This window comes from Rhizobium sp. YJ-22 (assembly GCF_029601685.1).
In the GTDB taxonomy this organism is placed as follows: Bacteria; Pseudomonadota; Alphaproteobacteria; order Rhizobiales; family Rhizobiaceae; genus Metarhizobium.
In genome coordinates this window covers 135,719-162,000 of record NZ_JARRIR010000011.1, presented here as the reverse complement: position 1 = coordinate 162,000, position 26,282 = coordinate 135,719, and the positions used below count along the sequence as shown (strand labels likewise).

The following is a 26,282-nucleotide window of genomic DNA, read 5'->3' as shown; positions in this document are numbered from 1 at the left end:
GGACCGCGGCGGCTGCGCCGCGGTCGTTCTGTCAATGGGGATTGCAGTCATGGTTGGTACAGCAGGGAATGGCGAGGCGATCATCCGTCTCGAAAACATCGTCAAGCACTTTGGCGGGGCGACGGCCCTGTCGGGTGCGTCGCTGACCGTCGTGCGTGGTTCGATCCACGGTCTCGTCGGGCAGAACGGCGCAGGCAAGTCGACGCTGATCAAGCTCATCGCCGGCCTTCACCGGCCGGATGAGGGCAGGCTTGAGATCGACGGCAAGTCCTATGACCGGTTGACGCCGCATCTTGCGGAAGAACTCGGCATTCACTTCATCCACCAGGACCGCCTTCTCGTTCCCACCTTCACGGTCGGCGAGGCCCTTTTCCTCGGCCGCGAGCTGCGTTTCCCGGGCACGCCCTTCCTCGACCGGGGGGCGATGCGGCGCAAGTCGGCCGAGGTGCTGGAGCGTTATTTCGGCCTGGCACTGCCCCATTCCGCGCTGATCGCCGATCTTTCGGCGGCGGAAAAGCAGATCGTCCAGATCACGCGGGCACTGATCGCCAATCCCAAGGTGCTGGTCTTCGACGAACCGACCGCCGCACTCGTCCGGCGCGAGGCGGACCTGCTTTTCCAGCTCATCCGCCGCCTGAGCTCGGAGGGCGTCACCATCCTTTACATCTCGCATTATCTCGGGGAGATCGCCGATCTCTGCGACACGGTGACGGTGCTGCGCAACGGCCGCGATGTCGCGACCCTGCCCGTCGCTAAAACCTCGGCGGCCGAGATCGGCGCGCTGATGGTCAATCGCGATATCGGCGAACTTTATCCGAAGCCGGCCGTCACACCGGGCGAGGTGCTCCTGGAGGTGGACAACCTGGCGCTCGCAGACCGCTTCGACGCCGTCTCCTTTTCGCTCCGCAAGGGCGAGGTTCTCGGTTTCACCGGGCTCGTCGGTTCGGGCGCGAAGGAGGTGGTGCGAACGCTCTTCGGCCTCGACCGGCCGACCGGCGGCACCGTTTCCGTCAAGGGCGAGACGGTGTTCTGCGCCGATCCCGCGGCTGCGACGGACCGCCATCTGGCGCTCGTGCCGGAGGATCGCCGCCGCGACGGCGTCGCGCTCGACCTTTCCGTCACGGAAAACACCACGCTCGCCAGCCTCGACCGCTTTTCGCATGGCCTCATTGATCGCGGCGCGGAACGGCGGCAGACGGAAGACCTCGTCAGGCGACTGCAGATCAAGACCGACAGCGTCGATGCCCTCGTGAAGACGCTCTCGGGCGGCAATCAGCAGAAGGTGGCGATCGCCAAATGGCTGAGCCGCCAGTCGGAAATCTATCTGCTCGACGAACCCACGACGGGTGTCGACATCGCGGCCAAGGTGGAGATTTACCGGCTGATCGGCGAGCTTGCCGAACGCGGCGCGGCCGTCCTCGTGCTTTCCTCCGATATCGAGGAACTGCTCGGCGTCACCGATCGCGTTCTCGTCTTCTTCCGCGGCCGCGTCACGCGGCAGTTCATTTCCTCCGAAACGAGCCCGGACGAGGTCCTTGCCGATGTCACGGGCGCCCATGAGACGCTTCGCCATGCTGGTTGACACGCCCTATATCCCTGCCTCCGCACTCGAAGTCGAGGCCCAGAAGGCATTCGAACCGCCAGGCGCAGGCCCGACCTTCGGCCGCCGCTTTGCCACGCTGGCGCTGCGTGGCGGGGCGCTCGCCGTCTTCCTCGGCGTTCTCATCGTCTTCTCCGTCACTGCGCCGTTCTTCCTCACGGTCGGCAATATCGGCAACGTGCTCGGCCAGTCGGCCATAGCGGGCGTGCTGGCCATCGGGCTCACCATCGTCATCATCGCCGGCGGCTCGAACGTCGTGACGGGCGGCATCGACCTGTCGCTGGCCGCCAATATGGGCCTCAGCGCCGCCGTCTATGCCACGCTGGCGCAGGCGGGACATGGCGATGGTGTCGCGATTGCCGGCGCGCTCGGCACGGGACTCGCCATTGGCGCGGTCAATGCCGCCGCCGTCACGCTTGCGGGTATCGTGCCGCTGCTGGCGACGCTTGCCGTCATGAACGTCGTCGCCGGCCTCGAACTGGTGCTGACGCAGAATACCGTCGTCCCCGCATCGGGCGCGTTCCTCTCGACGCTTTCGGCCGGCGGCCCGTTCGGCATTCCCGTGCTCGCCTACCTCCTTCTCGGCTTCACGCTCGTCGTCGCCGCCATCGTGCAGTACACGCCGCTCGGCCTGCGCCTCTACGCGGTCGGCGCATTCCCGGATGCGGCGCGGGCGGCGGGCCTGCCCGTCAAGACCTTCGTCGCCGGCTCGTTCCTGGCAAGCGGCCTGTGCGGGGGGCTCGCCGGCATCCTTTCGGTCTCCTACCTTTCGGGCAGCACCACCGGGGCCGGCGACATGCTGCTGCCGGTCGTCGTCACCGCCCTGCTCGGCACGGTCTTTTCCCGCCGGCTGGTGCCGACAATCACCGGCACGTTGCTGTCGGTGCTTTTCGTCGGCTTCCTCATCAACGGCTTCCAGCTTCTCAACATTTCCAGCACGCTGGTCAGCGGCGTGCAGGGACTACTGATCCTGCTGGTCGTTTCCGCCACCACGGTGCTCGGCCGCAAGGAGAATGTCTGACATGGGGAACGTCGCTGTTTCCTCCTTCAGCCGCGGCGTCGCGCGCTCTGCGCTGGTCGCGGCGCTCGCCGCCGTCTTCATCCTGTTCGCAGCGCTTGCGCCCGGCTTCCTGTCCGGCGCAAACCTCCTCAGCGTGCTGGTGAACAATTTCGCCCTGCTCGCCATCGTCTCCATCGCCATGACCTTCGCCGTCTCGGCGGGCGGCATCGACCTTTCGGTCGGCACGGCGGTGGATTTTTCGAGCTTCGCTTTCGTCTCCCTGGTGCGTGCCGGCCAGCCGGTCGCGCTTGCCGCCCTCGGCGGGCTTGCCGGCGGCGCACTGGTCGGCCTGTTCAACGCCGTGCTCATCGCCGGTATCGGCATCTCGCCGTTCCTCGCCACGCTCGGCACGCTCTTCGTCGGCCGCAGCGTGCAGCAATTGCTGACGAACGGCGGAAACCCGGTCTACCTGCCGCCCGCCGGCGTGCCGGAAGCCTTCCGCTTCCTCGGACAGGGCACGCTCGCGGGCATTCCCGTGCCGCTTCTCGTCGCCGCGCTCGTCATCGGCGGGGCTTGGGTCGTGCTTTCGCGCACGTGCTTCGGCCGGGTGGCGCTCGCCACCGGCATCCAGGCGAGCGTCGTGCGCTATTCGGGGCTGCGCCTGCCACGCATCGCGGCCGCCACCTATATCCTGGTCTCGACGATCGCCGCCGTGGTCGGCCTCATTCTCACCTCGACGGTCACGGTCTATATTCCGTCCTCCGGCAACGCCTTCCTCCTCAACGCCATCGGCGCCACCTTCATCGGCACGACCTTCGACCCGCATGGGCGGCCGAACGTGCCGGGCACCGTTCTCGGTGTGCTGCTGCTCGGCATCGTCGCCAATGGCCTCCTGCTGTCCGGCCTCAATTTCTACTGGCAGCAGGTCGGCACCGGCCTCCTCATCTTCTGCGTCCTCGCCATCGGCTTCGCCAACCGCAAGGCCGCCGGCCGGGCCTGAACCCGGATTCATCGAAAGGATTCTTCATGAGCAGCGTCACCCGGCTTGCCGACCCCTCGCAGACCGCCCACCGTATCGACAGCGAAGAAGAGGCGCTCACCATCGCCCGCACGCTTGCCGCCGAGTTCGCCGGCGGCGCGAGCCGGCGCGATCACGAGCGGGCGCTGCCGCATGAGGAACTGGACAAGCTCTCCGCCTCCGGCCTGCTGGCCATCACCGTTCCCTCCGAATATGGCGGCATCGATGTCTCCAATGTCGTGCTCGCCGAGGTGACGGCGATCCTCTCGGAGGCCGACAGCTCGATCGGGCAGATCTCGCAGAACCATTTCTACATTCTGGAAGCGCTCCGCCACGACGGCAGCGAGACGCAGAAGCGCTTCTATTTCGGCCGGGCGCTTGCCGGCGAGCGCTTCGGCAACGCCCTTTCCGAGGTCGGCACGAAGACGGTGGGCGACTACAACACGCGCATCACACGCGATGGCGCGGGCTTCCGCATCAACGGACGGAAATTCTATTCGACCGGCGTGCTCTTCGCCCATTGGGTGGCGATCTTCGCGCTCGACGAAGAGGATCGCCTCACCATGTCGTTTGCCCCGCGCGAGACCGAGGGTATCGAGATCGTCGACGACTGGGACGGCTTCGGCCAGCGCACGACGGGCAGCGGCACGACGATCCTGAATGACGTCTACGTGCCGGCCGATGCCGTCGTGCCGCACCAGAAAGGGTTCGAGCGCCCTGGCACGATCGGCTCCGTCGGCCAGATCATCCATGCCGGCATCGATCTCGGCATCGCGCGCGCGGCGTTGAAGGAGACGATCGACTACGTCCGCGACAGGGCGCGGCCCTGGACCGGCAGCGGTGTCGAGCGCGCCGCGGACGATCCCCTGACCATCGCCCGCATCGGCGAACTCGCCATCCGCCTCGATGCCGCCGAGGCGACGCTGGAGCGGGCAGGGCGCAAGGTCGATCAGGCGCAGGTGAACCTCACCGCGGAAAATGCCGTCGCCGCGACGCTGGCGGTGGCCGCCGCCAAAGTGCTGACGACGGAACTCGCCATCGACGCGACGAACGTGCTGTTCGAATTGGCCGGCTCGTCCGCCACCAGGCGCGGTCTCAACCTCGAGCGTCACTGGCGCAATGCCCGCACGCATACGCTGCACGATCCGGTCCGTTGGAAGTACCACGTCGTCGGCAACTATCACCTCAATGGTGTCACGCCGCCGAAGAGTGGCGCGCTCTGAAATCCGCGCGTCGTCATGAGGGTCGTCGCCTGGCCACAACTCTCGGAGTTGCGGCCTTTTTCTTGGAAGTATGCTTGCGGGCGGGAATGCCGGTCGCCAACGGCATTAGGCGGCCATTGGCCGCCTCCGGTTCTTCCGCCTGCTTCTCCCCTCAGCTATAGAGGCTCGGCTCCGGCACACGGCCGTTGAGCGCGAAATCGCCGACTTCACGGGCTTTGTAGAAGACGGGGTCGTGCAGCGTGTGGGTGCGCACGTTGCGCCAGTAGCGGTCGAAGCCGTGGTGCGAGGCGGTCGAGCGGGCGCCGGTCAGCTCGAACACGCGAGACGTGACCTCCAGCGCGACATGGGTGGCGTTGACCTTTGCCGCATAGGCCTCGATCGCCGCCGCGCCGCGTTGGCGCGCGGTGACGCTTCCTCCGCCCGCAAGCGCCGACTGGACGGCAACCGCCGCCGCGTCGGCAAGGGCGGCGGAGGCCTTCAGCGCCGCGTGGAACTCGCCGATGCGCTCCAGGATATACGGATCCTCGCTGGCTTTTTCGAGCCCGGACGTGACCCAGGGACGCGTCGTGTTTCGCACATAATCCTCTGCCGCCGCCAGCGCGCCCTCGGCCGTCCCGAGATAGAAGTTAACGAAGACGAGCTGGATCAGCGGCGTGTTGAACGTCGACCGCACCGCAGGCGCGGCGTCCTTCCCCGCGAGCGGCAGCAGGAAATCGCTTTCGTAGACCGGGAAATCCCTGAACTCGACGCTGCCGCTGTCGGAGAGGCGCTGGCCGATATTGTCCCAATCGTCGTTGGCGATGTAACCGGCCCGGTCCGTCGGCAGCACGAGATTGGCGATCTGCTCGCCGAAGGCCGCATTGGCATTGATGCGGTCGGAGACATGCGCACCGGTCGAGAAGGTCTTCTTGCCGTTGAGACGATAGCGGTCGCCGCTTCTGGTCAATGTCAGGCCGGGGTCGCGCGGGTTGACGGCGGCGCCCCAATAGAGCGACTTGGCGACCGTCTCGACACCGAGGTCGAAGGCCTTGTCCGGGTCGGCGGCCGCCCAGTAGACGTACTGGCTGTTGACGAAATGATAGCCGAGCAACTGGCCAATCGAGCTTTCGCCGCGGGCGAGGATGCGCACCAGGCGCAGACCGTCCACCCAGTCGAGCCCGCCGCCGCCGATCTCGACGGGATGCAGCGCGCTGAGCAGGCCTTCCTGTTTCAATCGGTCGATTTCCGCCAACGGCGGCTTGCCTTCTCTATCGAGCTGAGCGCCGCGACGGGCAAGGTCTGCGGCAATTTCCTCGGCTTTTGCAAAAAGGCGCGCCCGGTCGTCCTGGCGCTCGGGCTCCTTGACAAGGTGTAGGGTGCTCATGATCGGTCTCCTGCGCGGCGGTCAGGGTGGGGCGATGTGCAGTGCACGGATTTCCGCCGCTTGCACATATGTTCCCAAAGTCGGGGCATCGTAGCTAGAAAGCCATTTCCACTATTAATCTATAAAAAAGATAGAATTTCTGTATTTGGAGCGGATAAGCATTATCTTCGTCTCCGATCGATGCGTCAGGCATCCTCGTATTCAGGAGACACCCATGGCACGGCAAATCCGCTTCAACGCCTTCGACATGAACTGCGTGGGCCATCAATCCCCCGGCCTGTGGGCGCACCCGCGCGACAAGTCGTTCAAATACAAGGATCTGGACTACTGGCAGGATCTCGCCCGCACGCTGGAGCGCGGTGTCTTCGACGGTATCTTCATTGCCGACGTCATCGGTTATTACGATGTCTACAAGGGCTCGAATTACCACGCCATCCATCAGGCGGCTCAGATCCCCGTCAACGATCCGCTGCAGCTTGCTGCACCCATCGCGCTCGCCACGAAGCATCTGGGCATCGGCATCACCGCCTCCACCTCCTTCGAGCACCCCTATACCTTCGCCAGACGCCTTGCGACCGCCGACCACCATTCCAAGGGGCGCGTTGGTTGGAATATCGTGACGTCCTATCTGGAGAGCGGCGCGAAGAATGTCGGACAGGGCGGCCTTCGCCGGCACGACAATCGCTACGAAGTCGCCGCCGAATATGTCGAGGTGCTCTACAAGCTGCTGGAAGGCTCCTGGGAAGAGGGCGCCGTGGTGCGCGACGGCGACAAGCGCATCTTTACGCATCCGGAAAAGGTTCACGAGATCAACCACAGGGGCAAGTTCTTCGACGTGCCGGGTTATGGTCTCACCGAGCCCTCGCCGCAGCGAACGCCCGTGCTCTACCAGGCCGGTGCCTCCGGGCCGGGCAAGGCCTTTGCCGCCGCCCATGCCGAATGCATCTTCGTCGCCGCGCCCACAAAATCCGTGCTGAAGGCCTATGTCGCCGATATCCGCCAGCGCATCGCCGCGGCCGGCCGCGACCCGAAGAAGGTCTATATTTACACCCTCGTGACGGTCATCACCGACGAGACCGAGGAGAAGGCGCAGAAGAAGTTCGAGGACTACAAGAGCTACGTCTCCTATGACGGGTCGCTCACCTTCATGTCCGGTTGGAGCGGCATCGATTTCGGCCAATATGCGCCAACCGACGTGGTCGAGAAGATCGAGACCAATGCCATTCATTCCTTCGTCGAGCACATCGCCGGCGGGGATAAATCCTGGACTATCGATGAACTGGCGCAGTTTGGCGGCATCGGCGGTATGGGACCGGTCTTCGTCGGTTCGGCGGAGCGCATCGCCGACATCCTGCAGGAATGGGTCGAGGATACCGATGTCGACGGCTTCAACCTGGCGTATGCGGTGACGCCGGACAGTTTCGAGGATGTCGTTGCCCATATCGTGCCGGAACTTCAGAGGCGCGGCGCCTATCCGACCGCCTACAGGGACGGTACCCTGCGTGAGAAGCTTTTCGGCGACGGGCCCTATCTGCCCAAGACCCATCCCGCCGATGGCTACCGCGATATCGAGGCGGTGAAGCGTCGTGAGGCCGCGGCCATTCCCGCGCTGAAATCTGTCGGTGCGTGACGCCCGTGGCGATGCCAATCCTGGATGCGGAGGTGAACCGAATGTCGGCCAGACCAGTGGTCGCAATCATTGGGGGCGGTTTTTCCGGCGCCGCTTGTGCCTATCATCTCATACGCCGGATGCCCGCCGCTCATGCAAGGGTCGTCGTCTTGGAACCTCGACCGCTGCTCGGCGGCGGGTTGGCCTACGATTCGGACGAGCGCGCGCACCGTATCAACGTTCCCGCTGCGCGCATGACGCTTCTACCCGAAGATGGCGAGCATTTTCAGCGCTGGCTCGTCGAGAGCGGCACGCTCGCCGACGACCCGGAGGCCGTGACGCCGGAGGGGCACGTCTTCGCGCGACGGTCCGCCTTCGGTCGATATGTTTCTGAAAATCTTGACCCCTTTGTTGCGAGTGGCTTGATCGAACATCGTCGCAGCCGCGTCCGCGCCGTGACCAGGGCGCCTGCAGGCGGCTGGCATGTGGAACTCGACGGGGGATCGGCGCTCGATGCGGATATCCTGGTTCTCGCAACCACGCATCCCAGCCCTCAACCACCCGAAGCCCTCCATCGAGCGCTTTCCGGTTATCCAGGCTATGTTCCCGATGCGACGGTGCCAGGTGCTCTCTCCGGCATCAGCAGAGATGATCGCGTGCTGGTCGTCGGTACCGGGCTTACCGCCGCAGATGTCATCGCGACACTCGATGCCCTCGGGCATCGTGGGAAGATCACCGCCGTCTCGCGCCGTGGCCTCCGCTCGCGCGGCCACGACTTCTCCGCTTACGAGCCCTTCGGCGAATTTGCCGATCCGCCATCCCGCTCGGCGCGGGGCCTGCTGCGACGCATCCGGCACGGCCTTTCGCAGGCCAAAGCTCTGGGCCTTGGCTGGCACGCGGTTTTCGACCGGCTCCGCGCCCAGGGACGCGACATCTGGCGCGCGCTGCCGGTCGCCGAGCGCCGCCGCGTCGTTCGCTTTCTGCGGCCCTACTGGGATGTGCACCGCTTCCGTATCGCGCCGCAAGTGGAGGCTGTCATAGAGCGGCGTCTTTCAGCGGGCACACTCGTTTTTCGTCCGGCGGCTATCACGGGGGTGACCTGTTCCGCAGCGGACGGTATCGCGGTGCGGCTCCGTCCGCGTCGCCGGCGGGAAACGTATCTGGAACACTTCGACAGCGTGGTGGTGACGACGGGTCCCGGTCACGCTTCGGTGCTTTCAAGCCAGGCGTTCCTCTCTGGGCTCGCCGGTTCGGGTGACCTGCAACCGGATGCGGTCGGTCTCGGTATCCTCGTCGACGAGCAAAGTCGGGCGATAAACAGGACCGGGAAGGCGAGTGAAACGCTTTACGTCGCGGGCCCGTTGGCACGTGGCACATTCGGAGAGCTGATGGGGCTTCCTCAGGTGACGGACCACGCCGTTTTCGTTGCCGAGAACGTCGCAATTCAGCTGCGCGCCAGGATCGACCAGGGGTCGATCTAGCCTTCCTCAGGCATTTCCAGGTGAAGCGGGAGCGCTTCGGCTTGGGACGATGCGGCATTTTCGATGTTCAGCGTCACCTCACAGGCCGCAAACGATCGTTCCAAAGGCTTTGTCTGCCGTAGCGGCCGATATCGTTAAGGCCGGAACAATTCGATTCTCGCTCCGTTGTGAGCTGACGACGCCAGCGAGAAGCCCATGCCGCAACCCGAAACGAAAATTCCCCTTCTGGAAGAACACCTGAAAATCGACAAGCATTCGGTCGTGGACGGCTACGTGCATGTCATGACCGACACAGACCTCGTCGAGGCCGTCGTCGATATCCAACTTGCCAGGCAGAAGGTCGACGTCTCGCGCGTCGCCTTCGATGTCGAAATTCAAACCCCGCCGGCTATCCGGACCGAAGGGGACGTCACCATCGTCCCGATCGTTGAAGAACGCATGGTCAAACGCCTCTTTCTCATCGAGGAAATCCACATACGGCGGGACGTCACCACAGAAACCGAAACTCACGCAACCGTTCTTCGAAGGCAGACCGCCACGGTCGTACGCACGAACGATGAAAAGGAAACCGACATGACCATCGAAAACGCCTCCAATGCCTATTCCGCCGCTTCCGGCACTTCGAACACGCTTACTGCGTTCTTCGACAGCCGTTCAGATGCCGAAAACGCCGTAAAGCGGTTGGAGGAAGCGGGGATACCCCACGACTCCATCCGTTTCGTCCCCGGCTATGAAGCCGATGGCGATCGGGCAATTGCGGGCAGCGACGACCGCAAGGGCTTCTGGGCCGCGCTTGAAGACTTCTTCTTCCCCAATGACGATCGCCTCGTTTATTCAGAAGGTCTGCGTCGTGGTGGGTTCCTCGTTTCTGTTTCGGGGATAAGCGACGATCTCTACAAGACCGCCCACGCCATTCTGGACGACGAAGGCAGCATCGATATCGACGAACGCGCCGACCAATGGCGCAGCGAGGGCTGGGACACATCCGCTGCGAACGCCAGCGCGGCAGCATCGGCCCACGATCGCAACCTGAGCGCACTCGGCACCAGCCGCGAAGATGCCTTTGACGCACCCTCCGACGACGGTACGATCAAGGTCGTCGAGGAAAACCTGCGGGTCGGAAAGCGCGACGTCAATTCCGGGAGCGTGAAGGTACGCGCCTATACGATCGAGACGCCGGTTTCCGAGAATGTCTCGCTTCGCGATGAAGAGGTCACGATCACGCGCCGGCCGGTTGACCGACCGGTGGACAATGCCGATGCAGTATTCCAGGATCGCACCATTTCCGCCGAAGAACATCATGAGGAAGCGGTTGTTTCCAAGGACGCCCGCGTCGTCGAGGAAATCGGCATTAAGAAATCCGCGACCGAACGTACCGAAACGATCAATGAGAGCGTTCGCAAGACCGAGGTCGAGATTGACGATCAGCGCAACCAAACCCAGTCGCAGGGCGCGATGACGCAACGCCAGGGCTTCAATCGCGACTGAATCTAAACCGACACGTCAGCCGGCAACCGCTCGGCTGGCGTCCCGTCCTTGACTGACATCGATCGTCTTGACGTCGGGACGCTGAAGCATGGAACCGATAGATCGACTTAGTTGCGCTTTTCCAGGAATGCGCCTTGTCGATGATCGTTGCGTCAACGCGACCAAGATTTTTCGGGCCGATTGGCTCGTCATACCGAAGAACGCTACCGACGCGCGGCGGGATAATCGACTGGTTGTAGCTGGTGGCGAACAGGAACGGCACGCCTTGCTCTTCCAGGTTTTCGGCGGCGGGTCATACCTTCTCGCCCTGCAGGTAGACGTCGAGAATGGCGACATCGACGTGGTCCGCTTCCCTTTTAGCAAGCCGAAGGTTCATATGGTCCGCATCGGCCAGCCTTTCATCATGGGGTAGGTCATCGCCGGCAAACTTTCCTCATCCCAGGCCGGCGCTTCGCAAAGGCATGTTTTCCATATCTGCACAGAGCTGACCTGCAGATCCCACACGGCAACCTCGCCCTTCGCCGCTTCGAGGTGCTTTTGGAAGGCATTCCGCAACGTGTCCGGCGGCCGGCCACATGGCGGCCGCCACAGCGCGATTGCTGCTTCAATGCTCTCGATTGTCAGGCAGATGAAACAGGACGTGCGCGAAGCTCATCCGCATTGCATATTTCCATACCAAGGCCTTGAGCGGCATTCGCAACCGCCCCCACCAACGCGGCGTTCGACGGTGCAAAACAGCCATCCGGCAAATGCAGATTGTTTTCGAAACCGACGCGAACATGGCCGCCGAGCAGGGCCGCGGCGGTGACGCAGGCGGCCTCGTGGCGTCCGAAGGCGCAAACGCTCCAGTGCGAGAAGCGCGGGGCATTCGGCGCGAGGAAGGGCAGCAGGTCGGCGGGCTGCGAGGTCTGGAGAACCGTATAGCGGCCGAGCACGTAGAGCACGGGAATATCCGGCCAGGGCACCATGCCCCGCTGGATCATATCGGCGAGGCGAACGGCTTCCGCCGGGTCGTAGAGAATAATCTGCGGCGAGACGTTTTCCCGCTTCATCCAGGCGAGTGCCTCGGCAAAATCCGGCTCGGCGGCCTCGTCCGGAGCGAGTTCGCGCAGCGCCAGCGACGCGGCTTCCGGCCTCACGGCCTTCAGCACCGCGATCTGTTCGGCCGGGGCGTAGATGCCGAGCGCCTCCGTCGTGATCTGGATGACCAGCCGGTCGCCGACCTGCTTGCGGATGGCGTCGATCGCCTGCCGGTAAGCCTCGGCGTCGAGCAGGTGGCGGCCATCGGGGCGGCGGATATGGACGTGGATCATCGAGGCGCCGGCATCCAGGCATTCGGCCGCCGTGCGTGCCAGTTCCGCCGGCGTCAGCGGGATGGCCGGATGATCGGCCTTGGTGCGGCGCCCGCCGTTCGGCGCCACTGCAATCGCCACACGATGCGAGCTATAGGGGTCGGTCATCCGTCGATCCTCGATGATTCATACGGATCATATTATTATATCAATGAAACATATGTTGCAAACTACCAATGAAGGGTGTAATCGAATCCTATGCAAACCGGCCCTCTCGCAGACACGATCATCAAGGCATTCGACACGATGTCGGATCAGCTCCAGGCCGCCGCGCGCTATATCCTGAACCAGCCGCGCGACGTTGCATTGCTTTCCATGCGCGAGCAGGCGCGACATGCCGGCGTCCAGCCCGCGACCATGACCCGGCTTGCCAAGCATCTTGGCCTTACAGGCTACGAGGATATCCGCCAGCAATATGCCGACGCGATGCGGGGCGAGGTGACGGGCTTTGCCGGCCGTGTCGGAGTGCAGGCGAAAAGCCAGAAGCTCAAGGGCGACCAAGCGCTGGCGGCCGACATGCTGGGCGGGATCGCAGCACAGATTGCGCAACTGTCGCAGCCCGCCGCCCTCGATACGCTGGCCGAAGCGGCCCGGCGGCTGAGCGCGGCGCGGCGGGTCTATTGCCTCGGCCTGCGTTCCAGCCATTCGCCGGCCTGGCACCTGCATTATATCCTCTCGCTCGCCGGCAAGCATTCGATCATGCTGGACGCCGTCGGCGGCATCGGCGCCGATGCGCTCGGCAGCGCCGGCCGCGACGATGTGATGGTCGCCGTCAGCGTGCTGCCCTATACGCGCCAGACGATCGAGATCGCCGACTATGCCGTCGAGGGTGGGATCCCGCTCGTCGCGATCACCGACAGCCCCGTCGCTCCGCTTGCGCAGCTTGCCGCCTGCACCGTCGTCGTGCCGACCGAAAGCCCCTCGTTTCTCCACACCATGTCGCCGGCCTTCGTCATCGCGGAGGCACTGGGCGCACTGGTCGCCGGGCAGGTGGGCGATGCGGCGAGCGCGGCTCTCGCCGGCGTCGATCGCCAGTCCGCCGCCCTCAATACCCATCTCAAGACAAGGATGAAGCGTCCGTGACCCATCTTCTGCATCGCGCCATCCACTCCCGCCTGCCGGTCGCTGTCGGTGGAAAGGGCATCGAACTCTTCGATGCCGAGGGCAAGGCCTATATCGATGCCTCCGGCGGCGCGGCGGTCTCCTGCCTCGGCCACTCCCATCCCGCCGTCATCGCCGCCCTGCACGAGCAGCTCGACCGGCTCGCCTATGCCCATACCGGCTTCTTCACCTCGCAGGCCGCCGAGGACCTCGCCGATCTCCTTGTCGAGGGCGCGCCGGAAGGACTCGGTCACGTCTATCTGGTCAGCGGCGGTTCCGAGGCCGTCGAGGCGGCGCTCAAGATGGCGCGGCAGTATTTTGTCGAGAAGGGCGAGCCGCAGCGCCGCCACATCATCGCGCGCCGGCAGAGCTATCACGGCAATACCCTTGGCGCGCTCGCCGCCGGCGGCAACGAATGGCGGCGGGCCCAGTTCAAGCCGCTGCTCATCGAAACCCATCATATCGATCCCTGCTACGCCTATCGTCTGCAGGAGCCCGGCGAGAGCGACGAGGCTTATGCCGCCCGCGCCGCGCAGCAACTGGAGGACAAGATCCTCGAACTCGGCGCGGACGAGGTCATCGCCTTCGTCGCCGAGACGGTGGTGGGCGCCACGTCGGGCGCCGTGCCGCCCGTCGCCGATTATCTGAAGCGCATCCGCGCCATCTGCGACCGCTACGGCGTGCTGCTGATCCTCGACGAGGTGATGTGCGGCATGGGCCGCACCGGCACGTTGCATGCCTGCGAGCAGGACGGCGTCGCACCCGACCTGATGACCATCGCCAAGGGGCTTGGCGGCGGCTACCAGCCGGTCGGCGCGGTGCTGCTTTCGGACCGGATCTTCGACGCTTTCGCAAACGGCTCCGGCTTCTTTCAGCACGGCCACACCTATATGGCCCATCCGATGGCGGCGGCTGCCGGCCTTGCCGTGCAGCATGTCATTCGCCAGGAAAACCTGCTCGCCAATGTCGTGGCCATGGGCGCGGAGCTGGAGAGCCAGCTCACCGACCGCCTCGGCAATCACCATCATGTCGGGGATATTCGCGGGCGCGGCCTGTTTCGCGGCGTCGAGCTTGTCGCAGACCGCGCGAGCAAGCAGCCCTTCGATCCGAAACTCAGGCTGAATGCTCTCGTCAAGAGGGAAGCGATGGCGCGCGGGCTGATGGTCTATCCGATGGGCGGCACCATAGACGGCCGCCTCGGCGACCATGTGCTGCTCGCCCCGCCCTTCATCGTCGACCGCGCCGATATCACCCGCATCGTCGAGAGGCTGGGCGACGCGATCGATGCCGCCATAAACGCTCTCCCACACGCATAACCAGGAAAAGGGGAACTACTATGAAACTGCGTTCTATTCTGTTTGCCGCCTTCGCATCGGCGCTCGTCTTCTCCCAGGGCGCGCGCGCCGCGGATCTGGTGGTCGCCACCGATACGGCCTTCGTGCCCTTCGAGTTCAAGGAAGGCGACAAATATGTCGGCTTCGACATCGACATGTGGGATGCCATCGCCAAGGAAATCGGCGTCACCTACACGCTGCAGCCGATGGATTTCAACGGCATCATTCCTGCGCTTCAGACCAAGCAGGTGGATGTGGCGCTGGCCGGCATCACGATCAAGGACGAGCGCAAGAAGGCCATCGATTTCTCCGACGGCTACTATGACAGCGGCTTCCTGCTGATGGTGCCCGCCGACAGCGCCATCAAGGGCGCGGACGACCTCAAGGGCAAGATCCTGGCGACCAAGACCGGCACGTCCGCCACGGATTATGCCAAGGAGCACTTCAAGGAGACGGAGCTGCGCCAGTTCCCGAACATCGACAACGCCTATCTGGAGCTTCAGACCGGCCGCGTCGACGCCGCCATGCACGATACGCCGAACGTGCTCTACTACATCAAGACCGCCGGCGGCGGCAAGGTGAAGGCCGTCGGCGAGCAGATGATGGCGCATCAATACGGCATCGGCTTCCCGAAGGGCAGCGAACTGGTTGCCAAGGTCAATACTGCACTGGCCAACATGAAGAAGGACGGCCGCTACACCGAGATCTACAAGAAGTGGTTCGGGACCGAGCCGAAGCTCTGACGCTTGCTCCTTGCAGCATGATCCCGCCGATCCTCGTTCACTCCGGTCGGATCATGCTCTAGCCGGGCGCGCCGGCTCATGCGGCGCGCTCCCCCAAGCCGGAGAGCCAATCCATGGAATTCGACTGGTCCGTCGTCGGCGAGGCCATGCCTGCTCTGTTGAGCGGCGCCCGCCTTACCATCCTCATCACCCTTGCCGGCCTCGTGGGCGGCCTTATCGTCGGCTTCGTAACGGGTCTGATGCGCGCCTATGGCAACAAGCTGCTCAACGCCATCGCCTTCGTCTATATCGAGCTGATCCGCGGCACGCCGATCGTCGTGCAGGTGATGTTCATCTATTTCGCGCTGCCGGTGCTGGCAGATGTCCGCGTCAACCCGATGACCGCGGCCGTCACCGCCATTGTCGTCAATGCCGGTGCCTATATCGCCGAGATCGTGCGCGGCTCCTTCCTCTCCGTGCATAAGGGACTGAAGGAAGCGGGCCTCGCGCTCGGCCTGCCGATGTGGAAGGTGCTGGTCTATATCATCGGCCCGGTCGCCTTCCGGCGCATGATCCCGCCGCTCGGCAACCAGTTCATCGTCAGCCTCAAGGATACCTCGCTGTTCATCGTCATCGGCGTCGGAGAGCTCACCCGCCAGGGCCAGGAGATCATGGCCGCCAACTTTCGCGCCGTCGAGATCTGGAGTGCCGTGGCGATCCTCTACCTGTTGATGACCGGAACCCTGACGCTGATCCTGCGCGTTACCGAAAAGAGGATGCGGATCCTATGAGCATCGTGGAATTTCGAAACGTCACGAAAACCTTCGGCTCCGTCGTGGTGCTGCGGGAGGTCGATCTCAATATCGACAAGGGCGAGGTGGTCGTGCTGATCGGCCCGTCCGGTTCCGGCAAGTCGACGCTGCTGCGTTGCATCAACGCGCTGGAGGAGATCAACGGCGGCGATCTCGTCGTCGACAATATCAGCGTCAAGGCCGGCCGCTCGCAGGTGCGGATGATCCGCCAGGAGGCCGGCATGGTCTTCCAGCAGTTCAATCTTTTCCCGCAAATGACCGCGCTGGAAAATGTCGCCTTCGGTCCCCGCCGCGTGCGTGGCGTCGGCCGCGCCGATGCGCAAGAGCAGGCCAAGGCGCTTCTTGCGAAAGTCGGGCTTGCCGAGCGCGGCCATCATTATCCGTCCGAGCTGTCGGGTGGGCAGCAGCAGCGTGTGGCGATCGCCCGGGCACTGGCCGTCAAGCCGAAGCTGATGCTGTTCGATGAGCCGACATCGGCGCTCGATCCGGAGCTTCGCCACGAGGTCCTGCGCGTCATGCAGTCGCTTGCCGAGGAAGGCATGACGATGATCGTGGTCACGCACGAGATGGCTTTCGCCCGCCAGGTCGGCACGCGGCTGATCTTCATGGAGGACGGAAAAATCTCCGTCGACGGCAATCCTGCCGCTCTGCTCGCCAACCCGGAAAATCCACGCCTGCGGGAGTTCTTGCAGCATGTCCACTGACAACCGGCTCGGTTTCATCGAAGTTGCAGGTTCACCACACGACGTCGGCGTCCAGCTCGGCCGTTTTGGCCGGGAGATCGCCCATCGCCATCTCGTCCTCGGTCACGCCTGGACCTCCGTCATGGCCTGGCGCGACGATCCGCGCGTTGCGGCCATGCGCGGGCTGGTGGAGGCGCGTTTCCCGTTCCACTGGGCGGAACTGCAAGGCCTTGCCGCTGGTCTCGATCTGCCATTCGACGACGTCTTCCTCTGGAACTGCCGTGGCGATGTCTGGGCCTTCGCACCTGATGGCTGCACGACGGTCCAGATCCCCGGCCGGGAACCGGTCCTTGCCCATAACGAGGATGGCGATCCCGGATTTCGCGGTCATTGCGCGCTTGCCCATGTCCGCCCCGAAAGCGGCCGGGCGTTCACCGGGTTCGTCTATCCCGCCTCGATCCCTGGCCACACCTTCGCCGTCACCGAGGCGGGTCTCGTCCAGACCGTCAACAATATCCGCTCGCGCTGCGTCGGCGCCGGTTTGCCGCGCATGATCCTGGGCCGGGCGCTGCTCGACAGCGCCTCGCTTGACGCGGCCGTTGGTCTCCTCAAGAGCGCCGAGCGCGCAGGCGCCTTCCACATGACGCTCGCCCAGCAGGGCGATCCGCGCCTGCTCAGCATCGAATATACCCACACGACCTGTAGCGTGGCCGTTGTCGAGCGTCCGCAATGCCATGCCAACCATTTGATCCACGACAGCACGAAAGGAGAGCGGCAGGTCATCACCGGTTCCTCCCGCTCGCGCCAGCAGCGAGGCGAGGGGCTCATGGTCGATGGTTCCCTCAACCCGCTCGATATTCTTTGGGACAAAGGCGTATCGGCACTTCCGATCCATCGCACCCAGTCCGACGACCCCGATCATGAAAATACGCTTGCCACGGCGGTTTTCCGAATCGGCGCACGTTCGGTCGCTTGGCAGGTTTATGATCAAGCTGGCAATGCGCCGCGCTTTATGATGGATGGGACGTTGACGCCGAGTTGAACATGGCCGTCAGGAGCGGAAGGACATCGTATCCAAGCGGTGAAACGCTCATGGGGACTAGCCGAGGCATCATCGAGCAGTCCTGCCGAACCGCCTCCAAACTCAATGCGACCTCCTGCAGACGGCCATTCTGGCCTGGATTACGCGCTGATGCCAGCGGCCGAAGATGACACCATCGTGACTTGCTGCAATATCATGCCAGCGACCCTGGTCGTCATCAGCGGCAATGTCAAACACACGGGCAGCGTATCGCCTCGATGGACCCGTGTGGCCTAACGCAGCGAGCGGCGGATACGACGCCGACATCGGCCGCTTGTCGGCTGGAGTGGTCGTATTGGTGACCGGGTTCAGGTAACGCTGCTGATCCGGCCGGTCGAGCCCGTCCCGCGACCGCAAGAAGCTGCCGCATTGAGTGAGGCTGAGACGCAAAGGTCCGCGGTGGGTCAGCAAATAGTGCACCGTGAAGAGCCTTGCCCGACCATGGCGACAGCATGGAGTTCAAGGTGGGTTGATGGCCTTGTAATAGGAATTGATGCCGAGATGACCCGGCGTCGACAGCGCTACGGCCTTCCATGACGATGCTCTCGACAATGCAGTTCTTGAGCAGCGTGACGTTGTTGCGCGACAGCGTAGGTTTCAAGAAGGCATCGGTGGCAGACCATCTTTCCCATTCTTTGCAGTGATCCGATAATGCGTACGCCTTCGGGTGAGCGCGGTTGCAATCCTCCGTGACCGGCAGGCCCAGCTCCTTTGCCACGACAAGGTAATGCCGGTCGGACGGATGAATATCGTTGCGTAATTACTGACGAAAAGCGGGCCGTTTCCTTCGATGCCGCCATCCGCCAAGACGCGGCTTTCGACGGCCTCGTAATGGGGCGCAAGGCGGCTCAGTTACCCCCGGTGGCTCCGGACGCTTCCCAATCCTCGAAGTCGCCCGGCAGGATCGTTGCTAGATTCCCATGGCCAAGAAGCTGATATTGCTCGGCGAGCCGACCGCCGCTGCTTCCTGCATCCCGGCAAGCAGATCGGCATCCGCAATGCCGCCGAGGCCGGTATTATCTCGATGATCACGGGCGTCAACTGAGGCGCCCGAACGGAAAATCGGTATCCGCTTCTCGGGGAAGTGCTCTACTCCACCAGCCCGACCTCTTGAGCCTTGCGCACCGCCTGGACCCGGTTGGAAACGCCGAGCTTTCCAAAAATGTTCTTCAGGTGCCATTTGACGGTCGGTTCGGATAGCGCCATGTCGTCGGCGAGGTTGCGGTTGGAGGCGCCGGCGCAGAGGCGCGTCAGCACCTCGATTTCGCGCGGAGTCAGGGAGTCTGCCGGTCCCTTCGCCGTGGCGGGAAGGCCGGCGCCCTCTGCCTCAAGCGCCGCCAGCAATTGGCGGGCGAATTCGGCGATCGCCGGGTCTTCGGCGGCGAGATCGGAAAGGGCCGGGGCGAGGCTGGCGGCCAGGTTCGGTCCCTCGTCGAGCAGCAGGCGCTGGAAACGCCCGCGCCAGGCGATGCGCAGGGCCTGGGCCAGCGCCGTGCGGCTTTCCGACCCCGTGCAGCAACGGGCGAACAGCAGCAGTGCCACCATCAGCCGGCGGCTGCGCTCGCCGGCGCGCAGCGGCGGGATCAGCCGCTCCAGCAGGACGCGCGCCTCCGCCAGCCGCTTTTCCGCCAGCAGGATCCGGGCTTCGGCCAGCACCGCGAATTCCAGGATGATCGCCGGCGCCGCGTCGCCGCGCTCGATGCGAAAACGGTCGATGCAGGAGCGCGCCTCGGCGATGCGGCCGGCCGAAAGCAGCAGCCGCACCCGCTCATGCAGAATGACGGCGGCAAGGCGCAGATAGATGCGGTCGGCGGTCGCCTCCACATCGGCGAGGATGGCCAGCGCATCCTCGCCACGGCCGTGATGATGCAGCAGCCGCGCATAGGCGGGCACGCTGACGATCGGCGACAGGATGACGACGGCGCCCTCGATCAGCGGCCTGATATCCTCCAGCAGCCGCAGCGCCTCGGCGATGTCGCCGGTCTCGTAAGCGATATCCATCAGCATCGTCTTGGCCAACGCTTCGCCATAGGAGCCGGGGCCGAGCTGTTCGCTGGCGGCGGCGATGGCAGCGTTCAGCACGTCGCGGGCCAGATCCGGCCTCCCGGCGCTGCGCTCGATGGCGGCGAGATAGCAATTGCACAACACGAGACCGAGAATGCTGCCGGAGCGATGATGGGCGGCCAGCGCCGCCGTCACCGCTGAACGCGCCGCCTGCATGTCGCCGAGCGCATAATCATTGTAACCGATGATGTTGTAGGCGACGGCCCGCAGGAACCAGGCCGAGACGGGCAGGGCCTTCAGCGCGGCGCGCGCCTTGTCGCGGGCCTCCTCGAACCGCTCGCAGGTGCTGGCGACCGCGGCATCGAGCACCGCTAGCTCGTTGGCGATCGAGGTCGGGGGCAGGGTGCCGCTGTCGCCGGCGCGATCCGGATCGGCCTCCAGCAGCGTATAGGCGCGGGCAAGCGCCGCGGTGGCGCGGCGGGTCTGGCTGGAATGCACCGAGATCCAGATGATCGCGAATTGCAGGCGGATGCGCTCGTTGACGATCCTGCGCGGCAATTGCGCCAGCAGTTCCTCGATATCGCGGAACCGGCAATCGGCAATCATCGGCAAGGCGCAGCGCTCGACGATGGCGGCGGCGCGGCGATCGTCGCCGGCTGCCAGCGTGTGGCGCACCGCCTCGGCGGCGACCTCCTCGCGCAGATACCATTCGGCGGCGGCCAGATGCAGCGGCGCGATCGCCGCCGGATTGCGCTTCTCGAACTGGCGGCGCAGGAAATCGCGGAAGAGATGGTGGTAGCGATACCAGCGTCCCTCATTGTCCAGCCGCACGATGAAGAGTTGGCGCGCTTCCGCCGTAGCAATCATAGTCTCGGCCTCGGCAAGGCGCAGGATCGTGGCGCAGCTTTCGGCGGAAAACCGCTCCAGCACCGAGGTCTGCATCAGGAAATCCTGCAGGCCGGCATCGAGCACGCCGAAAACCTCCTGCATCAGGAATTCGGTGACTTCGCGTCCGCCCCCGGAAAAGCCGGCCAGCGTTTCGCCGGCGGCCAGTTGCAGCGTCGCGAGCTGCAGGCCGGCGGCCCAGCCTTCGGTCTTCGATACCATCAGGTCGAGCAGATCCGGGGCGAGACCGGCGCCCAGCCGGTTGGTCAGGAACAGGTCGGCATCGCCGCGATCGAAGCGCAGCTCCTCGACGCCGATTTCCACCAGGCGCCCGGACAGCCGCAGCCGCGCCAGCGACATCGGCGGCACGGTGCGGGTGGCGATGACCAGATGCATGCGGCCATCCAGCACCAGCCGCTCAACGATGCCGATGACGGCGGGGTTTTCGATGAGATGCAGGTCGTCGAGGAACAGGGTCAGCGGCTGCGCCAGAGCCGCCGTCATCTGGCAGATTTCGGCGACCACCGCATCGATGAGCAGGATCGGGCTGGAGCGCAGCGTTTCCACCAGCACGCCTCGGCTCGCCAGCCACGGGCGAAGGGCGGCTTCGAGATGGGCGACGAAGACGTTTTCGTCATTGTCCTGAAAATCGAGCGACAGCCAGGCGGAGGCTTCGCCCTGTTCTGCCAACCGACGGCTTCATTGCGCCATCAGCACGGTCTTGCCGAAACCGGCGGGGGCGCCGACCAGCGTCAGCGAGGCATCCCCGCTGCCGCGCAGCCGGTGCAGAAGCCGCGGGCGCGCAACCCAGGGACCACGCTCCGCAGGCGGGTGCAGTTTGGTATCGCGAATAATCATTCACCGTCCACTCGTCGCCGCGCCAATCTCGCGGCAATCGCGCCTATGAAAGGCAAAAGACGGCAACAGGTCAACCACATGCGGCCGGCTTTCCTTCCACCCGCATTCGCGCGATCCTGACGCCGGAAAAAATATCCGCCCCGATGTCGGGACGGCACGATGTCGCGCGTCCTTGGAGCATTCCATCAGTCTTTCAGGAGGAAATGACCATGCCGAACACCATACGCCTGCACCGCGTCTTGGCCAGCAGCCCCGACAAGATCTACCGCGCCTTCATCGAGGCGGATGCGCTGGCCAAGTGGCTGCCGCCGAACGGTTTTGCCTGCACCGTGCATCATCTGGAGCCTGCGGTAGGCGGTACGTTCCGGATGTCGTTCCGCAATTTCACCACCGGCGAGAGCCATTTCTTCGGCGGCGAATATGTCGAGCTGATCCCCGGCGAAAGCCTGCGCTATACCGACAGGTTCGACGATCCCAATCTGCCGGGTGAAATGCAGGTGACGGTCACGCTTCGGAAGGGAATGATCGGCACCGATGTGGAGATCATCCAGGCCGGCGTTCCGGACGTTATTCCGCCGGAGATGTGCTATCTCGGCTGGCAGGAATCGCTGCGCAATCTCGCAAGGCTGGTCGAGCCCGACATCCGCCAGTAATTCGACATGCCGGCAGCGAATTGCGATCCGCTGCCGGCATCGGCCTATTCGACGCCGAGCGCCTCGGCGGTGATCCAGAAGACGGCGTCCTGCGACTCTGCCGTTTCCACCCAGAAGAATTCCAGATGCGGGAATTCCTCCTCGAGGATTTCCCGGCCCGAGCCGATTTCGCAAAGCATTCCGCCGCCGGGATTGAGGTAATCCGCTGCCTGCGTCAGGAGCGTGCGGACGAGATCGAGCCCGTCCTCGCCGCCGTCATGGGCCATTTCCGGCTCGGCGCGAAATTCCGCCGGGAAGGCGGCGATTGCTTCGTGGTCGACATAGGGCGGGTTGGTGATGATCAGGTCGTATTTGCGGCCGGCCAGTGGGGCGAAGAGATCGCCCTGGAACAGCGTCACCTGGTCTTCGACCTCATGCTCCGCCAGATTGATCTTGGCAACTTCCAGCGCATCGCCGGAGAGGTCGACGGCATCGACGGCCGCGTTCGGGAAGAATTTGGCGGCCAGCACCGCAAGGCAGCCGGAGCCGGTGCAGATATCCACAGCGCTTTCGACCGCCATCGGATCGGGCAGAAAGGTCGAGCCCTGGCTGTTCAGATATTCGCTGAACAGGATCTCGCCGATATGCGAGCGCGGCACGATCACCCGCTCGTCGACATGGAAACGCACACCCTGGATATAGGCGCGGCCGGTGATGTAGGAGGAGGGCTTGCGGGTGGAGACGCGCGTCTCGATCCGCGCGGCCAGCAGTTTTCGCTCGGCCGGCAGTAGGCGGGCGTCGAGGAAGGGGTCGAGCGTATCGATCGGCAGTTCGAGCGTATCGAGCAGCAGATAGGCGGCGTCGTCGCCTGCCGTCGTCGTGCCGTGCCCATAGCTCAGATCGGCGGCGTTGAAGCGGGAGATCGCATAGCGCCAGTAGTCGCGCAACGTTACGAGTTCGCTGGTTATGTCGTCCTGGTTCACCGTCTTCTCACTTCTGCTGGCTTTGGCGCTGTGAGCGGTTCTACAATCAGGGGCGCACCCGGTCAAAGGCTTGCGATTTTTTGTTAAGACGATTCGCCTTTCGAATCGCGAATGGCTGACAAGACCCGAGGACAGAACCATGAAGGATCGCCGCAAGCGGCAGAAACCTGCGGACGGCCGGGCGGCGCAGGCCGCGCCCGGTGGCAAGCGGGTGACCCTGCCGCGCGCCCTGTCGAAGCTCGGCTTCTGTTCGCGCACCCAGGCCGAAGCCCTGATCGCGGAAGGCCGGGTCGCCGTGGACGGCCGCGTCGTTCGCGATATCGCCGCCTGGGTGGACCTCTCCCTGGCGAAGATCGCCGTCGACGGACAGCGGATCGCGGCCGAGGAGCGCGTCTACCTGATGCTGAACAAGCCGCGCGGGCTGGTGACCACCCGCCACGATCCCGAGGGGCGGCCGACGGTCTTCGATTGCCTGAGGCATCTCGACCATGCGCATCTCTCGCCCGTCGGCCGCCTCGACAAGGCGAGCGAAGGTTTGCTGCTGTTCACCAACGACACGGAATTCGCACAGGCGCTGCTCGACCCGCAAACGCATGTGCCCAAGACCTATCACGTCCAGATGGACCGCATCGCCGACCCCGCGCTTCTCGAGGCGCTGGTCGCCGGCGTTGAGCACGACGGCGAGCGGCTCCATGCGCGCAGCGCGCGAAAACTGCGCGATGGCGAGCGCAATTCCTGGATCGAAATCGTGCTCGACGAGGGCCGCAATCGCCAAATCCGTCGCATGCTGGAGGTGATGGACATCGCCTGCCTGCGCCTCGTGCGCGTTTCGATCGGCGACCTTGCGCTTGGCGATCTCGAAAAGGGCGCGGTCCGGGCGCTGACCGAGGCCGAAATCGAGCGACTGCGCCGGCGCGTCGACCGCAGGGCCTGAGCAGACCGGGCATTGACGAAGGGATTCGATTGTCATAGATGATAAATCATCTGATGACTTTATGATAAAATGATGAAGCCGCTTTCCCGCACCAATCTGGCCGACAATGCCGCCGATGCCATCCGCGCCGAAATTCTCGGCGGGCGCTGGCCGATCGGTGAAAAACTGCCGAACGAAGCCAGCCTGTCGTCCATGCTGTCCGTCAGCCGTGGCACGGTGCGCGAGGCCGTGCGCGCACTGGTCTCGCAAGGCCTGCTGGAAACCCGCCAGGGCTCCGGCACCTATGTGCGCTCTGCCACCGACAGCGCCCGGCTGCTGAGCATGGCCAAGCGTGCCAATCTGCGCGACCAGTTCGAGGCGCGCTGCGCGCTCGAAGTCGAGGCGGCGCGGCTGGCGGCGCTGCGCCGGACGCCGGAAACGATTTCAGGGCTGCGCCGGCTGCTCGCCGGGCGAGGGCTCTATGAGGGAAATGAGAAGGCGGGTTTCGTCCGCCGCGATTTCGCTTTCCACAAGGCCGTGATCGCCGCCTCCGGAAATCGGGCGCTGGTGGAAATCTATGATTTCTTCTCTGCCTCGATAGCCGAAACCATTGCCGCAACGCTCGAGGAAGACCTCCCCGAGCCTGACCTGCAGGCCCATGCCGATATCGTCGACGCCATCGAAACCGGCGATGCCGGCAAGGCCGATGCCGCCGTGCGCCGTTTCATGGCCCCGGTCTTCGCCGCGCTCGACAGGACGCTCCGCTCATGACCAAGCCGATACCCCAGGCCGTTGCCCGCACGCTCGACGCTGTCGAGGACACGCTCGTCGTCGATGACGAGATCGAGACGCCGGCGCCGTCGCGAGGGGGCGCTTTCGGCCGCTTCGTGCTCGGCGCCAGCCTGGTCATGATCGCATTCAATTTGCGGCCGGTATTTTCCAGCGCGTCGGCGCTACTGCCCGAAATCCGCAGCGATTTGGCGCTGTCGCCGCTCGGCGCCAGCCTGTTGACCACGCTGCCGGTCGTCTGCCTCGGCGCCTTTTCGCCGTTGGCGCCGCGTCTTGCGCAGCGTTTCGGGTCGGAGCGCACCTTGCTCGGCGTGCTGTTCCTGCTGGCGCTGGGAACCGCCCTGCGCGGCCTGTCCTCCGTTGCCCTGCTGTTTTTCGGCACGGCGCTGGCCGGGGCCTGCATCGCGGTCGGAAATGTGCTGCTGCCTGGTCTGGTCAAGCGCGATTTCGCCAACCGCACCGCGTTGATGACCGGTTTCTACACCATGGCGCTCTGCGCCGGTGCAGCGGGCGCCGCCGGCCTTACTTTGCCGATCGAGAAGGCGCTGGGCGGCTCCACGGCCGGCGCGCTGGCCTCCTGGGCGCTGCCGGCGCTGCTGGTCGGGCTGCTCTGGCTGCCGCAGGTCTTCGCGGTCAAGGGCCAGGTGAAGCGCAACCGGCTGAGCGTGCATGGCCTTTGGCGCGATCGGATGGCCTGGAGCGTGACGCTGTTCACCGGGCTGCAATCGGCGCTTGCCTATTGTGTCTTCGGCTGGCTGGTGCCGATCCTGCGCGAACGCGGGCTGGATGGCATCACCGCCGGCGGTATCGTTTCGATGTCGGTGATGGTGCAGGCGGCCGCCTGCCTCGTCGTGCCGCATATCGCGGTGCGCGGCAGGGATCAGCGCCTCGTCAACGTCTCGCTCTGCGCCTTCGCCGCCATCGCGCTGCTCGGCCTTTTGTTTGCGCCGCTGTCGACGGTATGGATCTGGGCGGTGCTGCAGGGTATCGGCCAGGGCGGGCTGATTGCAGCGGCGATGACCGTCATCGTGCTGCGCTCGCGCGATCCGCATGTCGCGGCGCATCTTTCCGGCATGGCGCAGTGCGTCGGTTATCTGCTGGCCGCGACCGGGCCGCTGATCGTCGGCCTGATCCGGGGATGGACCGGCAGCTTCGCCTGGTGCGCCGTGCTGTTCGTCGCGCTCGGTCTGGGTGCGGCCGTCAACGGCTGGCGCGCCGGCAGCGCGCTTTACGTGGAGGCCGAGACACGCGAGGCCGTCGACTGACGCCGTCGCCCGGCATGAATCCCACCGAGCGACAAATACATCGCGAATGTCGTCATGCGCGGCGATATATTCTCAGGAGTGTCCGA

23 protein-coding genes are annotated in these 26,282 nt (G+C 64.6%); 18 read left to right on the top strand and 5 right to left on the bottom strand.

Annotation, left to right across the window (positions count from 1 at the left end):
• Window positions 1-49 precede the first annotated feature (49 nt).
• The 4 genes from P7F60_RS23285 to P7F60_RS23270 are packed head-to-tail and all read left to right on the top strand — an operon-like array spanning window position 50 to window position 4,841.
• A complete protein-coding gene (locus tag P7F60_RS23285) occupies window positions 50-1,582 on the top strand; it encodes a sugar ABC transporter ATP-binding protein (protein WP_277920085.1) in 1,533 nt (510 codons plus the stop codon).
• A complete protein-coding gene (locus P7F60_RS23280) occupies window positions 1,572-2,621 on the top strand; it encodes an ABC transporter permease (protein ID WP_277920084.1) in 1,050 nt (349 codons plus the stop codon). The genes P7F60_RS23285 and P7F60_RS23280 overlap by 11 nt, the downstream gene beginning before the upstream one ends.
• A 1-nt stretch (window position 2,622) precedes the next feature.
• A complete protein-coding gene (locus P7F60_RS23275) occupies window positions 2,623-3,600 on the top strand; it encodes an ABC transporter permease (RefSeq protein ID WP_277920083.1) in 978 nt (325 codons plus the stop codon).
• 26 nt (window positions 3,601-3,626) lie between these two features.
• Window positions 3,627-4,841: an SfnB family sulfur acquisition oxidoreductase gene (locus tag P7F60_RS23270; RefSeq protein WP_277920082.1), complete on the top strand. Its 1,215-nt coding sequence runs from the start codon at window positions 3,627-3,629 to the stop codon at window positions 4,839-4,841.
• 151 nt (window positions 4,842-4,992) lie between these two features.
• Here the strand turns inward: P7F60_RS23270 and P7F60_RS23265 are convergent, their stop codons facing one another.
• Entirely contained in the window at window positions 4,993-6,204 is a 1,212-nt protein-coding gene (locus P7F60_RS23265; RefSeq protein WP_277920081.1) for an acyl-CoA dehydrogenase family protein, read from the bottom strand.
• Between the two features lie 214 nt (window positions 6,205-6,418).
• On the opposite strand from P7F60_RS23265, the gene P7F60_RS23260 reads away from it, so the two are divergent.
• The 4 genes from P7F60_RS23260 to P7F60_RS23240 all read left to right on the top strand — a co-directional run bounded on the left by P7F60_RS23260 (window position 6,419) and on the right by P7F60_RS23240 (window position 11,194).
• Window positions 6,419-7,834 carry an LLM class flavin-dependent oxidoreductase gene (locus P7F60_RS23260; protein ID WP_277920080.1) on the top strand — a complete coding sequence of 472 codons (1,416 nt, stop codon included), beginning with the start codon at window positions 6,419-6,421 and terminating at the stop codon, window positions 7,832-7,834.
• Window positions 7,835-7,875: 41 nt separating this feature from the next.
• Window positions 7,876-9,294, top strand: coding sequence for an FAD-dependent oxidoreductase (locus P7F60_RS23255; RefSeq protein ID WP_277920079.1), 1,419 nt, complete (start codon window positions 7,876-7,878; stop codon window positions 9,292-9,294).
• Window positions 9,295-9,489: 195 nt separating this feature from the next.
• Window positions 9,490-10,782: a YsnF/AvaK domain-containing protein gene (locus P7F60_RS23245; protein ID WP_347276884.1), complete on the top strand. Its 1,293-nt coding sequence runs from the start codon at window positions 9,490-9,492 to the stop codon at window positions 10,780-10,782.
• Between the two features lie 88 nt (window positions 10,783-10,870).
• Window positions 10,871-11,194 (top strand): hypothetical protein, encoded by a 324-nt coding sequence (locus tag P7F60_RS23240; protein WP_277920078.1) that lies wholly within the window; start codon window positions 10,871-10,873, stop codon window positions 11,192-11,194.
• A 208-nt stretch (window positions 11,195-11,402) separates the two neighbouring features.
• On the opposite strand, the gene P7F60_RS23235 is transcribed toward P7F60_RS23240, so the two are convergent.
• Window positions 11,403-12,242: a 3-keto-5-aminohexanoate cleavage protein gene (locus P7F60_RS23235; RefSeq protein ID WP_277920077.1), complete on the bottom strand. Its 840-nt coding sequence runs from the start codon at window positions 12,240-12,242 to the stop codon at window positions 11,403-11,405.
• A 90-nt stretch (window positions 12,243-12,332) separates the two neighbouring features.
• Between P7F60_RS23235 and P7F60_RS23230 the strand changes: the two genes are divergently transcribed.
• The 6 genes from P7F60_RS23230 to P7F60_RS23205 all read left to right on the top strand — a co-directional run bounded on the left by P7F60_RS23230 (window position 12,333) and on the right by P7F60_RS23205 (window position 17,828).
• Window positions 12,333-13,217, top strand: a complete 885-nt coding sequence (locus tag P7F60_RS23230) for a MurR/RpiR family transcriptional regulator (RefSeq protein WP_277920076.1) — start codon at window positions 12,333-12,335, stop codon at window positions 13,215-13,217.
• Window positions 13,214-14,551 carry an aspartate aminotransferase family protein gene (locus P7F60_RS23225; protein WP_277920075.1) on the top strand — a complete coding sequence of 446 codons (1,338 nt, stop codon included), beginning with the start codon at window positions 13,214-13,216 and terminating at the stop codon, window positions 14,549-14,551. Before P7F60_RS23230 ends, P7F60_RS23225 begins: the two co-directional genes overlap by 4 nt.
• A gap of 20 nt (window positions 14,552-14,571) precedes the next feature.
• Window positions 14,572-15,312, top strand: coding sequence for a glutamine ABC transporter substrate-binding protein GlnH (gene glnH / locus P7F60_RS23220; RefSeq protein ID WP_277920074.1), 741 nt, complete (start codon window positions 14,572-14,574; stop codon window positions 15,310-15,312).
• Between the two features lie 113 nt (window positions 15,313-15,425).
• The gene (glnP, locus tag P7F60_RS23215; protein ID WP_277920073.1) at window positions 15,426-16,082 is read left to right on the top strand and encodes a glutamine ABC transporter permease GlnP; all 657 of its coding nucleotides are present in this window, start codon (window positions 15,426-15,428) and stop codon (window positions 16,080-16,082) included.
• A complete protein-coding gene (gene glnQ, locus P7F60_RS23210; RefSeq protein WP_277920072.1) occupies window positions 16,079-16,807 on the top strand; it encodes a glutamine ABC transporter ATP-binding protein GlnQ in 729 nt (242 codons plus the stop codon). The genes glnP and glnQ overlap by 4 nt, the downstream gene beginning before the upstream one ends.
• The gene (locus P7F60_RS23205; RefSeq protein ID WP_277920071.1) at window positions 16,797-17,828 is read left to right on the top strand and encodes a C45 family peptidase; all 1,032 of its coding nucleotides are present in this window, start codon (window positions 16,797-16,799) and stop codon (window positions 17,826-17,828) included. The genes glnQ and P7F60_RS23205 overlap by 11 nt, the downstream gene beginning before the upstream one ends.
• A gap of 1,128 nt (window positions 17,829-18,956) precedes the next feature.
• Here P7F60_RS23205 and P7F60_RS23200 read toward each other — a convergent pair.
• Together P7F60_RS23200 and P7F60_RS23195 are read right to left on the bottom strand one after the other, a co-directional pair.
• Entirely contained in the window at window positions 18,957-21,446 is a 2,490-nt protein-coding gene (locus P7F60_RS23200; RefSeq protein WP_277920070.1) for a LuxR C-terminal-related transcriptional regulator, read from the bottom strand.
• A 9-nt stretch (window positions 21,447-21,455) separates the two neighbouring features.
• Window positions 21,456-21,614, bottom strand: a complete 159-nt coding sequence (locus tag P7F60_RS23195; RefSeq protein WP_277920069.1) for a hypothetical protein — start codon at window positions 21,612-21,614, stop codon at window positions 21,456-21,458.
• A gap of 209 nt (window positions 21,615-21,823) precedes the next feature.
• Here P7F60_RS23195 and P7F60_RS23190 point away from each other — a divergent pair, with 209 nt between their 5' ends.
• Window positions 21,824-22,267, top strand: a complete 444-nt coding sequence (locus tag P7F60_RS23190; protein ID WP_277920068.1) for an SRPBCC family protein — start codon at window positions 21,824-21,826, stop codon at window positions 22,265-22,267.
• A gap of 44 nt (window positions 22,268-22,311) precedes the next feature.
• On the opposite strand, the gene prmB is transcribed toward P7F60_RS23190, so the two are convergent.
• Window positions 22,312-23,229 (bottom strand): 50S ribosomal protein L3 N(5)-glutamine methyltransferase, encoded by a 918-nt coding sequence (gene prmB, locus P7F60_RS23185; protein WP_277920067.1) that lies wholly within the window; start codon window positions 23,227-23,229, stop codon window positions 22,312-22,314.
• A gap of 139 nt (window positions 23,230-23,368) precedes the next feature.
• Between prmB and P7F60_RS23180 the strand changes: the two genes are divergently transcribed.
• The 3 genes from P7F60_RS23180 to P7F60_RS23170 all read left to right on the top strand — a co-directional run bounded on the left by P7F60_RS23180 (window position 23,369) and on the right by P7F60_RS23170 (window position 26,196).
• Window positions 23,369-24,163 (top strand): pseudouridine synthase, encoded by a 795-nt coding sequence (locus P7F60_RS23180; RefSeq protein ID WP_277920066.1) that lies wholly within the window; start codon window positions 23,369-23,371, stop codon window positions 24,161-24,163.
• A 72-nt stretch (window positions 24,164-24,235) separates the two neighbouring features.
• On the top strand, window positions 24,236-24,913 hold the full coding sequence (locus tag P7F60_RS23175; protein WP_277920065.1) for a FadR/GntR family transcriptional regulator: 678 nt from the start codon (window positions 24,236-24,238) through the stop codon (window positions 24,911-24,913).
• Window positions 24,910-26,196, top strand: a complete 1,287-nt coding sequence (locus P7F60_RS23170) for an MFS transporter (RefSeq protein WP_277920064.1) — start codon at window positions 24,910-24,912, stop codon at window positions 26,194-26,196. The genes P7F60_RS23175 and P7F60_RS23170 overlap by 4 nt, the downstream gene beginning before the upstream one ends.
• Window positions 26,197-26,282: the final 86 nt, after the last annotated feature.

What these genes read in the sequence shown, in the direction of transcription:
- P7F60_RS23285 (WP_277920085.1), top strand. Translation starts at nt 50, where the DNA reads ATGGTTGGTACAGCAGGGAATGGCGAGGCGATCATCCGTCTCGAAAAC.
- P7F60_RS23280 (WP_277920084.1), top strand. Translation starts at nt 1,572, where the DNA reads ATGCTGGTTGACACGCCCTATATCCCTGCCTCCGCACTCGAAGTCGAG.
- P7F60_RS23275 (WP_277920083.1), top strand. Translation starts at nt 2,623, where the DNA reads ATGGGGAACGTCGCTGTTTCCTCCTTCAGCCGCGGCGTCGCGCGCTCT.
- P7F60_RS23270 (WP_277920082.1), top strand. Translation starts at nt 3,627, where the DNA reads ATGAGCAGCGTCACCCGGCTTGCCGACCCCTCGCAGACCGCCCACCGT.
- P7F60_RS23265 (WP_277920081.1), bottom strand. Translation starts at nt 6,204, where the DNA reads ATGAGCACCCTACACCTTGTCAAGGAGCCCGAGCGCCAGGACGACCGG.
- P7F60_RS23260 (WP_277920080.1), top strand. Translation starts at nt 6,419, where the DNA reads ATGGCACGGCAAATCCGCTTCAACGCCTTCGACATGAACTGCGTGGGC.
- P7F60_RS23255 (WP_277920079.1), top strand. Translation starts at nt 7,876, where the DNA reads ATGTCGGCCAGACCAGTGGTCGCAATCATTGGGGGCGGTTTTTCCGGC.
- P7F60_RS23245 (WP_347276884.1), top strand. Translation starts at nt 9,490, where the DNA reads ATGCCGCAACCCGAAACGAAAATTCCCCTTCTGGAAGAACACCTGAAA.
- P7F60_RS23240 (WP_277920078.1), top strand. Translation starts at nt 10,871, where the DNA reads ATGGAACCGATAGATCGACTTAGTTGCGCTTTTCCAGGAATGCGCCTT.
- P7F60_RS23235 (WP_277920077.1), bottom strand. Translation starts at nt 12,242, where the DNA reads ATGACCGACCCCTATAGCTCGCATCGTGTGGCGATTGCAGTGGCGCCG.
- P7F60_RS23230 (WP_277920076.1), top strand. Translation starts at nt 12,333, where the DNA reads ATGCAAACCGGCCCTCTCGCAGACACGATCATCAAGGCATTCGACACG.
- glnH (WP_277920074.1), top strand. Translation starts at nt 14,572, where the DNA reads ATGAAACTGCGTTCTATTCTGTTTGCCGCCTTCGCATCGGCGCTCGTC.
- glnP (WP_277920073.1), top strand. Translation starts at nt 15,426, where the DNA reads ATGGAATTCGACTGGTCCGTCGTCGGCGAGGCCATGCCTGCTCTGTTG.
- glnQ (WP_277920072.1), top strand. Translation starts at nt 16,079, where the DNA reads ATGAGCATCGTGGAATTTCGAAACGTCACGAAAACCTTCGGCTCCGTC.
- P7F60_RS23205 (WP_277920071.1), top strand. Translation starts at nt 16,797, where the DNA reads ATGTCCACTGACAACCGGCTCGGTTTCATCGAAGTTGCAGGTTCACCA.
- P7F60_RS23195 (WP_277920069.1), bottom strand. Translation starts at nt 21,614, where the DNA reads ATGATTATTCGCGATACCAAACTGCACCCGCCTGCGGAGCGTGGTCCC.
- P7F60_RS23190 (WP_277920068.1), top strand. Translation starts at nt 21,824, where the DNA reads ATGCCGAACACCATACGCCTGCACCGCGTCTTGGCCAGCAGCCCCGAC.
- P7F60_RS23180 (WP_277920066.1), top strand. Translation starts at nt 23,369, where the DNA reads ATGAAGGATCGCCGCAAGCGGCAGAAACCTGCGGACGGCCGGGCGGCG.
- P7F60_RS23175 (WP_277920065.1), top strand. Translation starts at nt 24,236, where the DNA reads ATGAAGCCGCTTTCCCGCACCAATCTGGCCGACAATGCCGCCGATGCC.
- P7F60_RS23170 (WP_277920064.1), top strand. Translation starts at nt 24,910, where the DNA reads ATGACCAAGCCGATACCCCAGGCCGTTGCCCGCACGCTCGACGCTGTC.